Source organism: Rheinheimera sp. KL1 (assembly GCF_001275035.1).
GTDB lineage: Bacteria > Pseudomonadota > Gammaproteobacteria > Enterobacterales > Alteromonadaceae > Pararheinheimera > Pararheinheimera tangshanensis.
Genome location: NZ_LAMX01000035.1, coordinates 25,722 through 38,902 on the forward strand (window position 1 = coordinate 25,722; position 13,181 = coordinate 38,902).

Sequence of the window (13,181 nt, forward strand, 5' to 3'; positions counted from 1 at the left end):
TCCTTTGGGTGACGTTATTAAAAAGCTAATAGCTAGCATAGCTCAGTGGTATAAACCTTAGCTGAACTTGTACCGTTTTATTGACTTATCTACATAGGGACAACCAGAGACTGACGAAACCTGGGTGGCAGGCAAAAAATTCAGGGGCATTGCTGCCCCTGTATGTTGTCAAAGAATGACCTAAAGTAACTGCAAAAGTTGCTGCAACGGATGTTTAGGTTTCACCCCTTCTAGACGTTTTACCTGGCTACGACAGGAGAAGCCTGTGACCAAGACCTGATCGGCACCGGTGTTTTGCACGGGTTTTTGCCAGCTCATTTCATACAGCGTTTTGCTATTATCAAAATTTTGCGCCTCATGGCCATAAGTACCGGCCATACCACAGCAACCTACAGACACAGCTTTGAGTTCTAATCCTGCTTTGGCATAAATTTGCTTCCACTGATTTTCTGTCGCTGGCAACGCCGTTTTTTCGGTGCAATGCGCCAGTAAACTAAAGCTCTGCTGGGTCTGAATAGCAGGTAAATCTTGTTTTACTAACCATTCATGAAATAACGCCACCTGATAATCGCCACGTTCTGCACCTAAGGTTTTGACATACTCGTCGCGGTACACCAGCACTAACGAAGCATCTAAGCCCAGCAATGGCGCGCCTAAAGCGGCTACCTGATTTAAAAAATCAGAGGCTGTTTTTGCTGTTTTAGCAAAATCACGTAAGAAGCCTTTGACATGCTGAGGTTTACCGTTCGGTAAAAATGGCAGCAACACAGGCCTAAAACCCAGTTTCTCAATCAGCTGTAATGCGTCAGCTACCAGATCAGCCTCATAAAAGCTGGTAAATGGATCCTGCACCAACAAGACTAACTTTTGTTTATCAGCATCAGGCAGAGCCTGCAGCTCGGTTAAATCAAAACCATACTTGCCCTGCACTCTTTGCTTTAAAGTGGGAACCGATAATTGTGGTGTATCGACATAACCTACAGTCTTTTTCAGCAAGCTTGCCATCCAGCCTTGCTGCAGGAAAAAGTTGACCAGTTTTGGCATACTGGCTAACAGCGGTGCTGAGCGTTCGATATTTCCAACCAGATAATCTTTGGCCGGACGTAAATAACGACTGTGATAGAGCTGAATAAAACGGGCACGAAAAGAGGGTACATCTACTTTAATAGGACATTGGCCGGCACAGGCTTTACAGGCCAGACAACCTTCCATTGCCTCCATCACTTCATGGGAGAAATCATACTGGCCTTGTTTTTTCTGCCAGCTGTTTTTGATTTTGGTAACTATGCCAGAAAGCGTCTGGGATTTAGTGAGGATCTGCTGTTCTTGTGCCAGCACATCCACGCCCTGATTGCTCATTAATCGCAACCATTCGCGCATTAAACCTGCACGGCCTTTGGGGCTATGGCGTCTGTCTTTAGTGACTTTACTGGACGGACACATAGGCGAATTTTCTTCGTAGTTAAAACACAGACCATTGCCGTTGCAGTTTAAGCTACTGTCAAAACTCTCTTTGACCACCACCGGAATTTGCCGGTCGTAAAAGCCACGTTTGACATCATCCACGCTAACTAACTGTTCGCTGCTGTCGATAGGCGTACAAATTTTACCTGGGTTAACGCGGTTGAAGGGGTCAAAAGCGGTTTTGATTTTCCGCAGTTCGGTAAACAAAGCCTCGCCAAAAAATTCCGGGCCATATTCACTGCGATAACCTTTGCCGTGTTCGCCCCACATCAGGCCACCGTATTTTGCAGTCAGTTTCACCACCTGATCGGAAATCACGCGTAACTGTTTTTCCTGCTCCGGGTCACACATATCCAAAGCCGGACGCACATGCAGCACACCAGCATCGACATGGCCAAACATGCCATAAGCCAGACCGTGGCTGTCGAGTAAGGCTCGGAATTCCATAATAAAATCAGCCAGATTTTCAGGTGGAACAGCCGTGTCTTCAGTAAAAGGAATAGGTTTTTTGCTGCCTTTGGCATTGCCCAAAAGGCCTACTGCCTTTTTGCGCATCGCATAAATCTGGGTAATGGCATTGTTATCATAAGTCAGCTGATAGCCGATAATGCCAGACTCGCCCTTTGCCACTGACTGCTGCAAGCGTGCTTCTAACTGCTGAACTTTTTGCGCCATATCGGCTTCGTCTTCAGCATTGTATTCGACCATATTCAGACCCAGCATGGTTTTGCCTGGTACATCCTGAATAAAGTCTTTGACCTGATGCCAGATGATATCGTTACGGGCTAAATCCAGCACTTTACTATCGACAGTCTCCACCGACGTCGCCTGAGCAGCTACTAAAAATGGTGCGTTTCTAAGCGCACTTTCGAAGCTGTCGTACTTCACATTGACCAGGCATTTGTATTTGGCTATGGGCGTAATATTGAGTTTGGCTTCAGTGACAAAACCCAAAGAGCCTTCGGAGCCGGTAATAACGCGGGATAAATCAAACTGAGTTAAATCCTCGTTAAATACATGCTCTAAGTCATAACCTGTTAAAAAGCGGTTTAAACGCGGAAAGGTTTTTAATATATCAGCTCGGAAATCGCGGCAACTGGATAATACCTGACGATACACGCGGCCAATGCTGTCCTGGCGCTCTGCCAACTGCTCTGCCTGGTCTATCGGCATGACATGAGTATGCAGCGCCGTGCCATCAATCAACACAGTATCAAGGGATAACACGTGATCACTGGTTTTGCCGTAGACTAAAGAGCCTTGACCTGAAGCATCGGTGTTGATCATGCCTCCAATGGTGGCGCGGTTTGAGGTCGATAAATCCGGAGAGAAGAAAAAGCCATAGGGTTTTAAAAAGGCATTCAGCTGGTCTTTAATCACACCAGCTTGCACTCGCACCCAGCGCTCATCGACATTGATCTCCAGGATTTCACGCATATGGCGCGACAAATCCACCACCACTGCAGAGGTGAGCGCCTGGCCATTGGTACCGGTACCACCGCCTCGTGGCGTGAACTTGATCTCACTAAAACTTGATGTCTGAGCTAAAGAGCAAATAAGTTGTATATCAGCAGCGGACTTAGGTAGTAGCACAGCAGCGGGCAATTGTTGATACACACTGTTATCTGTGGCTACCGCCAAACGACTGGCGTAACTAACTTCAATGTCGCCGGTAAAACCAGCAGCAGTTAAAGCAGTGACATAAGCCTGTACCTGGGGATTAAGTGTTTCGGACGCAGTTAACTTTGGGATCATAAGACGCACCAGATTTAAAACTGGGCCGAGTATACCAAAGCACAGGATAGATGGTCAGGGCGTTAGGAAAAAATTACTGACTTTCCAATGCCCTGCTTTGCTTACATTTGTGACTGAATCTTTTAATTGTCGCTTTTACGTTCCAGCACTTCGCCTTCAATTACCCGACCAGAGCTTTCCGATGAACGCTGTTTTTGCTGTTGCTGAGCCTGTTGGAAAAACGACTTACCTTGTTTGCGTAGCTGATGTCTTTTGTATAAAAACACTGGAATAAGTAACCAGCTTAGCATCAGCACAAAAAGTAATACGCCCATTGCAAACACCAGCATGATACCGGCGACCAGCCATAGCAGCACACGACTGAGGAAACTGCCCTGCTGTTTCTGACGGAATAAGGCCTGCCATTGTTGGGCTTGCTGTTGATAATTCATGGATTGCTCTCTTTAAAACGCCTGTTCATTGGCTCTGTAAACTTAATGGGGGTGCGAAAACGAATTCCCAATGCTTGCTAGGACTGCAAATTGTAACAAATAGTTCAGTTGTTTCTCTGTACCTGTCCAGATCCGTTGCTTTGATTCAAATACAAAGCCCACCGAAGTGGGCTTTGTTATTCGTCACTGAGCGAACGACTCAGACAACAGCTTATTGTTGACTAATTTTGCAAGAGTCCAATTTCCAGACTTTTTCTACATAGTCCTCAATAGAACGGTCTGAGGTAAACTTGCCCATCAGTGCAGTGTTCAGAATGGCTTTTTTCGCCCAGCCGGCTTGATCACGGTACCAGCCATCCACTTTCTCTTGTGCCTTCACGTACGACTGGAAATCGGCCAACACTAAGTACGGATCTCCACCTTCAAGCAGGCTGCGTTTGATGGCAGACAATTCACCTGGTTTACCCGGCGTGAAGTAATCCGTTTCCAGCCAGTCCAGAATAGCTTTGATTTCAGCATCCTGATAATAGTAATCCCAGCTGTGATAGCCTTTGGCCTGCAGCGCTTTTACTTCATCAACGGTTAAACCGAAGATAGAAATATTATCCGGTCCCACTTCCTCAGCGATTTCAATATTGGCGCCATCCAGCGTACCTACAGTGATAGCACCGTTTAACGCAAGTTTCATATTACCTGTACCAGAAGCTTCTTTACCTGCGGTAGAGATTTGCTCTGACACGTCAGCAGCCGGGATCATTTTCTCAGCTAATGTCACACGGTAGTTTGGCATAAAGACCACTTTCAGACGGTTTTTCACCCGTTTGTCGTTGTTGATCTTCTCAGCCACTTTGTTGATGGCGTAAATAATTTCTTTGGCCAGTTTGTAACCAGGAGCTGCTTTTGCACCAAACAGGAATACACGTGGCACCATGTCGTAATCCGGGTTTTGCAGAATACGACGGTACAAGGCCAGAATATGCAACAAGTTCAGATGTTGACGTTTGTATTCATGCAAACGTTTGATTTGAATATCAAAAATAGCATGAGGGTCAATGCTGATATTGGTCAGCTTCTTCACTACTGTCGCTAAATCAGCTTTGTTTTGCTGTTTGATGGCCATAAAGGCATCCTGAATGGCAGGATCATCAGCAAAAGCAGCAAACTTATTCAGCTGTTTTAAGTCACGTGGCCATTCATCGCCAATAGTTTCGTCCAGCAACTTGGCTAAACGTGGATTACAGGCTTTTAACCAGCGACGTGGTGTTACACCATTTGTCACGTTGGTGAATTTATCCGGCCATAAGGCCACCATTTCCGGGAATAAATCTGATTTCACTAAGTCTGAGTGAATTTCGGCCACGCCATTAACGCGGAACGAACCGACCACAGACAAATGTCCCATACGAACCATAGACTCGTGGCCTTCTTCGATAATAGAAAGTTTACGTTTTTTCTCGTTATCGCCAGGCCATAACACATCCACCTGCTCAACCAGGAAACGACGGTTAATTTCGTAAATGATTTCTAAGTGGCGTGGTAATACTTTTTCAAATAAACGCACTGACCATTTTTCCAGAGCCTCTGGTAACAAGGTATGGTTGGTGTAGGCAAATACATTTTGACAAAGGTTCCAGGCTTCATCCCAGCTCATTTCCGCACGGTCAACTAAAATACGCATCAGTTCAGGAATAGCTACGGCCGGGTGAGTATCGTTCAGCTGAATAGCCACTTGCTCAGGGAACTTGCTCCAGTCATCACCATTAGCGCGTTTGTAACGACGAATAATGTCTTTCAGTGAGCAAGAGCAGAAGAAATACTGTTGAATTAAACGTAATTCTTTACCCGCGTCTGTTTCATCATTTGGATACAGCACTTTGGAAATGGTTTCCGCTTCGATGTTCTGACGCGCCGCATCGATGTAACCGCCTGAGTTAAATACGTCCCAGTTGAAGAAATCACTGGCACGGCTTTCCCACAAACGTAATACGTTAACAGAGCTGCCCTGATAACCTACCACCGGAATATCCCAAGGTACACCTTTGATAATGCGGCCAGGGTGCCACACTTTTTTCATTTTGCCTTGCAGATCATAAGTCGTTTCTACATAACCGTAGACTGAAATTTCCTGAATAGATTCAGGACGGCAAATCTCCCACGGGTTACCGTATTCGCGCCAGCTATCCGGACGCTCAATCTGACGACCATCGGAAAATTCTTGTTTAAACAATCCGTGTTCGTAATGAATACCATAACCAATAGCTGGATAATTCAACGTCGCCATAGAGTCGATAAAACAGGCAGCCAAACGGCCTAAACCGCCGTTACCCAGCGCCATGTCTTCTTCCTGATCTTCCAGATCAGCGATATTTAAGCCCAGCTGTGCCAGTGCATCTTTTGCAGCGTCATAAACACCCAAATTGTGCAGATTGTTGCTGAACAGACGCCCCATTAAATATTCAAGGCTGAAATAATGCACAGCGCGGGTATTTTGTTGATAGTGAGTACGCTGAGTATTACGTAAACCATCGTACACATATTCATTGATTGCAGCACAAGTGGCACGCCACCAGGCTTGTGGGCTGGCTTTATTTACATCTGTACCAAGACTGCCGTGTAAATGTTTAATGATGCTGTTTTTTAATTCTTCCGTGCTCGGAAGGTCCGCAATAGCCACTGAGGCTTTTGCCTTTGAAGACGTTTTTTTCATTGCTAAATCCCGGTTTAATGAGCGGTGGGCCGCTTTTTTTTATAACTGTAGTTGTAGAAAAATTACAAAAATGGCGGGCAATAGTCAAGAATTAGCAAAAATAAAGCCTGTTATCGTAATTTTATTACAACACGCTAACAGGCTGTTTCAAATGCTTAAATTGCCTTGAACACCGCATCCACAAAGGCTTTGGCGTCAGATTCAAGCTGCATTAAATGTGTTTGATCAACAAAACTCTCTAAATAAATTTTATAGCTATTTTCTGTACCAGATGGCCGCGCAGCGAACCAGCCATTTTTGGTGACTACCTTTACACCACCAATACTGGCATCGTTCCCTGGTGCTTTTGTAAGCACTGCAAGTATGTCATCGCCTGCCAATTCAGTCTGTTTTACACTGCTGACATCGAGATTTTTCAGTGCAGCTTTTTGCTCTGCTGAAGCTGCTGCATCCAGACGACGATACAAAGGTGAACCAAATTCTTTGGTCAGCGCCTGATACTGCTGATACGGATCGACTCCGGTTTTTGCCAGCATTTCTGCCGCCAGTAATCCCAGAATAAAACCATCTTTATCGGTCGACCAGACAGTGCCATCAAAACGCAGGAAACTTGCCCCTGCACTTTCTTCCCCCCCAAAAGCTACAGTGCCTTTGTAGAGACCATCGACAAACCATTTAAAGCCCACCGGGACTTCATACACTTTACGGCCGCGGCCTTGAGTTACTCTGTCAATCAAGGCTGAAGAAACCAGTGTTTTGCCTATTGCTAAGCCGGTTGACCATAAAGGTCTGTTGCTCAATAAATAGTTAATGGCCACTGCCAGATAATGATTTGGATTCATCAGGCCGCCACTTCGGGTCACAATGCCATGACGGTCAAAATCAGGGTCGTTGCCTATGGCCACATCAAACTGATCTTTGAGTTGGATCAGATTGGCCATTGCATAAGCTGAGGAGCAGTCCATACGGATTTTTCCGTCCTTATCCAACGGCATAAAGCTAAAAGCCGGGTCAACCCGTTCGTTCACTACGGTGATATTAAGACCATAGGTCTTGGCAATCACAGGCCAAAACGCAATACCTGAACCGCCTAAGGGATCAACACCAATTTTGACACCCGCTTTGGCGATAGCGGCCATATCAATCACATTCGCTAAATCATCGACATAAGGCTGCACGTAATCAATGCTGACACACAAAGGGGACGCCAACGCTTCTTCGTAGCCTACCTGCTTCACGCCATCTAACTGTGCAGCCAGTAAGGCATTGGCTCGTTTTTGGATCCAATCTGTCGCGTCAGTGTCGGCAGGACCGCCATGAGGTGGATTGTATTTAATACCGCCGTCTTCCGGTGGATTATGGGAAGGCGTGATGATCAGACCATCCGCTAAATCCGAGGAACGACCTTTGTTGTAACACAAAATTGCATGAGAAATAACAGGTGTGGGTGTAAAACCGCCGTCCTGCTGAATATGAGTGGTGACGCCATTGGCAATCAGTACTTGCAAAGTGCTAACAAAAGCAGCTTCTGATAAGCCGTGAGTGTCTTTGCCTAAAAATAACGGGCCACTATAACCCTGCTGTTTTCGGTACTCTGCAACGGCTTGCACTATCGCCAGAATATGAAACTCATTAAAGGACTTAAGTAAAGCTCCTCCTCTGTGCCCTGAGGTACCAAAACTCACTTGCTGACTGGCGATCGCCACATCAGGTTTCAGGCTGTAATAGGCAGCCATCAGCTGCGCTATATTTGGCAACATGGCAGCTGGTGCAGTTTGTCCTGCCAGCGGATGTAACGACATACACTCTCCTTATAACAAATCGCGGATCCGTTCTACCTCAGCTGCATTGTAGCCAAGCTTAGTGGCCACTTCAGTCAGCATCATTTTCTTACGTGTGGTGTTTGAATTGGTGATCACCCAAAAATCTGTATTGGGAATAGGTTTTGGATTGGTACTGCTACCCGCTTCTAACAAAGAGGCTTCGGATTGACCGAAATACAGCCTGTTACGGCCTTTAATTTCCAGTACCTGAGCAAAATCGCCCCGATGAGCACGGGATAGAGCTGATAAGATAAATAAGAAGCGCCCTACCACGCTTTGTTCAGCAGACAGATCTTGTTGGCTGATAAAATCAAAAACAGAGCTGGATTTATCAACAGTAGTAACAGAGCTTGCCTTCTTTTCGACTACAGCCGGTGCTGCTGGTTTTTCTACTGATCCTGCTGTTGACTTAGAGGCCACTTCCTCTGAGGTTTTCGTTGCGTTTTTTGCAGCTGGTACAGCAGGAGCTTGTGCTTCTGTCAGGCTGACAATCAGTAAACGGCGCAGAATATCAGAGGCGCTTTCACCAATCTGTTGAGTCTGACTGGCGATAAATTGATAAAGATCGTCATCTATTTCGATGGTTTTCATGAAGTTAGTCCGCGTTTTTAAAAGTGAAGCCATTATATACCCTTAGTGCTTGAAGCTGCAGCTTTGTTGACTGCACTCTTCCCCCCAATCACCTAAGACAACTATGATCCTGGGGTCTCAATCACTTGTCGCCTCCCTGCAACACCAATTACTTTGGCTATACAAAAGGTAGGCGCTGACGCCAGCCAGCTGTTTTGATACCATACCTTTATGTCGTAAATAAGGTCGTTAAATCGGAAAAAACAATGATATTACATACCGAGATCACAGGCCAAGGTCAAGCTATTGTATTGATCCACGGCCTTTTTGGCAGCTACGAGAACCTCGGCGTGATTGCTCGCGCTTTAGCCGGACAATGGCAAGTGATCAACCTGGACATGCGTAATCATGGCCGGTCCGACTGGCACGATAGCATGTCCTATGCGCTGATGGCAGAGGATGTGAAAGAGACTCTGGATCATTTGGGTTTAGAGCAAGTGATCCTGTTGGGCCACTCTATGGGTGGCAAAATTGCTATGGAGTTTGCGCTGCGTTATCCAGAGCGTGTTAGTAAACTCATTCTGGCCGATATATCACCAGTACAAAACAGGCCGCGCCACTTGGAAATATTGTCCGCATTGGATGGCATTGATCTTAGTAGCTTACAAAGCCGGCAGCAGGCTGATCAACAACTGGCTTTGGTTATCACTGAAACCGGTGTGCGGCAATTCTTACTCAAAAGCTTATATAAAGACGGTGACCAGTTCCGCTGGCGCTTTAATATCAAAGCACTGATCGCCAATTATCCGCAGTTATTAGAAGCTCCGCCGAGCAAAGGCCCCTACACAGGCCCTACGCTTTTTATTAAAGGCGCAGAATCTGATTATCTGTTACCAGAACACCAGAGCCTGATCCAACAGTTGTTTCCACACAGTAAAGCCAAAGTCATTATGGGTACAGGCCACTGGTTACACGCCGAAAAGCCTGTGGCTTTCGCTAAAATTGTCACCGACTTTTTATTGAGTTAACGCAATTAATTCCTAAAAAAATTGTGCTATAGTGCGCGCAATTTTTAAGGTCTAGTGGGTCATTATGAATATTGAGCAGTTTGAGACCCTGGGTCTTTTTCTGGGTGTTGGTGCCCTGTATCTGTTTATTGTGATGGCCATTTGGGATGTACTGAAAAAAAGTAACGCTCCTCGTTTTGGCAAAATTTTTGTGTGGTTAGTGCTGTTTTTATCTCCTGCAGCTTTTTTAGCTAAAGTGATTTTTGAGTTTTTTGTCGAATAAATGAGGTGCGAGACATGGCTAAAATAGCCACAGATCGCACAACCATAGATTTGTTTGCGCATGAAAAGCGCCCCGGCCGTCCAAGGACTAATCCTTTACCACGGGAAGAACAGCTGAAGCTGAACAAACGCAATCAAATCAAACGCGATCGAAGTAAAGGTTTAAAGCGTATAGAGTGCAAAGTGTCAGAACAGTTGTATGAACAGCTGAGTTTGTCTGCACAGCAGCAAAATATGACACGTAGCGCCTATATAGAATGGGTTTTAGAACAAGCGTTGACCAGGTAGAAGGCGAAAGTTATGGCAACTGTAGGTATATTTTTTGGTAGCGATACAGGTAATACTGAACATATCGCAAAAATGATTCAGAAAGAGCTGGGCAAACATTTGTTTGATGTGATGGATATTGCCAAAAGCACAAAAGAACAAATTGCCAGTTACGATTTGTTGCTGTTTGGTATTCCGACCTGGTATTACGGTGAAGCCCAGTGTGATTGGGATGACTTCTTTCCTGAGCTGGAAAACATAGACTTTAACAATAAGTTGGTCGCGATTTTTGGTTGTGGTGATCAGGAAGATTATGCCGAGTATTTCCTTGATGCGATGGGCACCTTACGTGACATTATCGAACCTAAAGGCGCTATTATCGTTGGAAACTGGCCAACCAAAGGCTACAACTTTGTCGCCTCCAAAGCACTGGCGGACAACGACCATTTTGTTGGTTTAGGCATAGACGAAGACCGTCAGCCAGAACTGACAGAGCAACGTGTGAAGCAATGGTGTAAGCAGATTTATGATGAACTGAGCTTAAAAGAGCTGGAAAATCTGTAATCTCTAAGGGTCAGAGTTTCAACTCTGGCCCTTTTGTTTTATTGAGAGGTATCGCGGTATTTAGGCTTTTTACGGATATACACTTTACGTTTGACCTCACATACCAACTCGCCTTTGCAGTCCTTGACGTGCACCACAAAATCAGGGAAATACTTCTCTCCTGCTTCAGTTTGTTGTTTGATATGTTCAAGCTCGTTATCTGTCAGCACAAATTCAGCCATTAATTTGCCACGACCCGGTGTGATGTAGTTAATATCGGCTTGCTTATCCCACACCATATATTCTTTGCCCAGAGACCCCATCAACATCAAGGGATAAATAGGATCGGTCATCGCAAACATAGAACCACCAAACTGACTGCTATTGATATTACGGGTCCAGGGCCTGTTTTTCAGCTCCACCTTGCAATACCTGTAGTCCTCTGCCAGCTCAACCACCTTAATACCTGTGAAGAAAAATGGTGGCCACAAATTTAATAAATGTCGCATCACGGCCGGATTAAATGCCCAACGCATAAGAAACCTCTGGTAAGACCTGTTTGGCGAAATTCTAACGTCTTGTTTGCACTTTGTCAGCGCTTTGCTGGTAGTAATGGGCAGATTTAGAGGTTGCTTCTGTTGGTAATGGCCTTATAATCATTTGAAATTCAAGAAAGAGTAGAACAGTCCATGTCAGATCATAATACCGAATTGCGTAAAGCAGGCCTCAAAGTCACTCTGCCACGAGTGAAGATTCTCGATATTTTGCAAGATCCTAATCATCAGCATATCAGTGCTGAAGATGTGTATAAGATTTTGCTGGAGTTAGGTGAAGATATAGGTTTGGCGACTGTATACCGGGTATTAAACCAGTTTGACGATGCAGGCATTGTCACCCGTCACCATTTTGAAGGTGGTAAGTCGGTGTTCGAATTAAGCCGCATGGATCACCACGATCACCTGGTGTGCTTAAATTGCGGTAAAGTCATCGAATTTGAAGATGATGATATTGAACGTAAGCAATTAGAAATTTCTGAGAAAAACGGTATTAAGCTGACACACCACAGCTTATATTTGTATGGTGAGTGCGTCGATAAAAAATCGTGCGAAGAAAATCGTAATACCAAGTAAATTTCAGTTTCTTCCCTAGATTGAACCGGCTGTGATCAGGCCGGTTTTTTTATACCCGTTAAAATCTGTTCGGCTAAATACTCTACTTCATTGGCCCAACAGCATTCAGGTCGTGGCTGAAGCACACCAAACTGGCCTTTGAGTGGTCTGCAGTGAGTAATAGCGTTGCGCAATGAATCAGGGACCTCAGCCACACCATAACAAGCCCCTAATAAAGCGCCGGCCACGGCAGCGTTGTTGGCAGTGTCTCCACCTCTTTTTAGTGTGTCCAGCATACCATCCAGATAATCCTGAGCATACAACAGCTGCCAGATGGCATTCTGAAAACACCCAAGCACTGAAAGATCTGACATCTCAGTTTCTGTTGGCGGCATAAATAACGCTTGATCAATAGTGCGGATAATACGTTTATCCACTTTAAGCTGTGAAGCCCAGTCTTTAATCAGTTGATACAACTGATCTGCACTGCAGTCGTTTTCCAGCACATGGCCTAATGCCATCACATACAAACCACTGACTTGCTGGCACAACATATTCGGATGAGTTAACGCGGTATCAGCCATGGCCCAGGCCGCTAACTGAGGTAAAGACTGATAAGGCACCATCAACGCCATGGGGGCAACACGAGCCAAAGCAGTTGTTGCACAGGACTCCTCGTCCTGCTGACTTAACAAAGCGCGTTTTAATTCATCGGGTACAGCAAAAGGTTCGGTCCTGAGCCAATATTCATAGGCCTGCCAGGCCCCCTCTTCCTGATACTCACCATAATGAGCTAACAGGCGGCATAAAAGCACAGCAAGCTCACCGCTGTCGGTTGGCTGTCCTGACAAGGTTTGCCAGGGGTTTTGTAGTAACATTTCACCCAGGTCAAAGCGAAGCCGCTCTTCACGTTCATCTTGTTCAAGACCTTCAACGGCGGAACCTAAAACTTCTCCGGCCAATAAGCCATACATCAAACCCAGGGCTTTGGATTTGAGTACCGGATCGCTCATGCAGACCTCCGTTGTGATAAAGCCTTAAGCGGCTAATTTTTATGCTTGATTAATATATAAGGTATTGCAGCCAAGAAGCCAAGTACTTCGCTTTAAAATCAACGAAATAGCTTATTTTTAGAAAGAAAAAAGCCAGCATCGAGGCTGGCTTTTGGTTGTCAATCTTAAACCACCTCCTATGGAGGTGGTGATCGTTCGGTCGGGGCTATG

Annotated in this window: 12 protein-coding genes; 5 read left to right on the plus strand and 7 right to left on the minus strand. The window is 45.5% G+C overall.

What is annotated here, in order from left to right; genetic code table 11:
* Nucleotides 1-180: 180 nt before the first annotated feature.
* From ydiJ to seqA, 5 genes are all read right to left on the minus strand, one after another.
* Entirely contained in the window at nt 181-3,219 is a 3,039-nt protein-coding gene (gene ydiJ, locus WH43_RS18535) for a D-2-hydroxyglutarate dehydrogenase YdiJ (protein ID WP_053426046.1), read from the minus strand.
* Between the two features lie 122 nt (nt 3,220-3,341).
* The gene (locus WH43_RS18540) at nt 3,342-3,650 is read right to left on the minus strand and encodes a hypothetical protein (RefSeq protein WP_053426047.1); all 309 of its coding nucleotides are present in this window, start codon (nt 3,648-3,650) and stop codon (nt 3,342-3,344) included.
* A 211-nt stretch (nt 3,651-3,861) separates the two neighbouring features.
* The gene (locus WH43_RS18545; RefSeq protein WP_053426048.1) at nt 3,862-6,357 is read right to left on the minus strand and encodes a glycogen/starch/alpha-glucan phosphorylase; all 2,496 of its coding nucleotides are present in this window, start codon (nt 6,355-6,357) and stop codon (nt 3,862-3,864) included.
* A gap of 155 nt (nt 6,358-6,512) precedes the next feature.
* Nucleotides 6,513-8,159: a phosphoglucomutase (alpha-D-glucose-1,6-bisphosphate-dependent) gene (gene pgm, locus WH43_RS18550; protein WP_053426049.1), complete on the minus strand. Its 1,647-nt coding sequence runs from the start codon at nt 8,157-8,159 to the stop codon at nt 6,513-6,515.
* 9 nt (nt 8,160-8,168) lie between these two features.
* Entirely contained in the window at nt 8,169-8,771 is a 603-nt protein-coding gene (seqA, locus tag WH43_RS18555; RefSeq protein ID WP_053426057.1) for a replication initiation negative regulator SeqA, read from the minus strand.
* A gap of 245 nt (nt 8,772-9,016) precedes the next feature.
* Here seqA and WH43_RS18560 point away from each other — a divergent pair, with 245 nt between their 5' ends.
* The 4 genes from WH43_RS18560 (at nt 9,017) to fldA (ending at nt 10,870) form a co-directional block, all read left to right on the plus strand.
* Nucleotides 9,017-9,778 (plus strand): alpha/beta fold hydrolase, encoded by a 762-nt coding sequence (locus WH43_RS18560; RefSeq protein ID WP_053426050.1) that lies wholly within the window; start codon nt 9,017-9,019, stop codon nt 9,776-9,778.
* A 64-nt stretch (nt 9,779-9,842) separates the two neighbouring features.
* A complete protein-coding gene (locus WH43_RS18565) occupies nt 9,843-10,040 on the plus strand; it encodes a DUF2788 domain-containing protein (protein WP_053426051.1) in 198 nt (65 codons plus the stop codon).
* A gap of 14 nt (nt 10,041-10,054) precedes the next feature.
* The gene (gene ybfE, locus WH43_RS18570) at nt 10,055-10,327 is read left to right on the plus strand and encodes a LexA regulated protein (RefSeq protein WP_046521060.1); all 273 of its coding nucleotides are present in this window, start codon (nt 10,055-10,057) and stop codon (nt 10,325-10,327) included.
* Nucleotides 10,328-10,339: 12 nt separating this feature from the next.
* Nucleotides 10,340-10,870 (plus strand): flavodoxin FldA, encoded by a 531-nt coding sequence (fldA, locus tag WH43_RS18575; RefSeq protein ID WP_053426052.1) that lies wholly within the window; start codon nt 10,340-10,342, stop codon nt 10,868-10,870.
* A gap of 38 nt (nt 10,871-10,908) precedes the next feature.
* Here fldA and WH43_RS18580 read toward each other — a convergent pair whose 3' ends face one another.
* Nucleotides 10,909-11,385 carry a DUF4442 domain-containing protein gene (locus WH43_RS18580; RefSeq protein WP_053426053.1) on the minus strand — a complete coding sequence of 159 codons (477 nt, stop codon included), beginning with the start codon at nt 11,383-11,385 and terminating at the stop codon, nt 10,909-10,911.
* Between the two features lie 153 nt (nt 11,386-11,538).
* On the opposite strand from WH43_RS18580, the gene fur reads away from it, so the two are divergent.
* Nucleotides 11,539-11,979: a ferric iron uptake transcriptional regulator gene (fur, locus tag WH43_RS18585; protein WP_053426054.1), complete on the plus strand. Its 441-nt coding sequence runs from the start codon at nt 11,539-11,541 to the stop codon at nt 11,977-11,979.
* A gap of 35 nt (nt 11,980-12,014) precedes the next feature.
* Here fur and WH43_RS18590 read toward each other — a convergent pair whose 3' ends face one another.
* Nucleotides 12,015-12,971 carry an ADP-ribosylglycohydrolase family protein gene (locus WH43_RS18590; RefSeq protein ID WP_053426055.1) on the minus strand — a complete coding sequence of 319 codons (957 nt, stop codon included), beginning with the start codon at nt 12,969-12,971 and terminating at the stop codon, nt 12,015-12,017.
* Nucleotides 12,972-13,181: the final 210 nt, after the last annotated feature.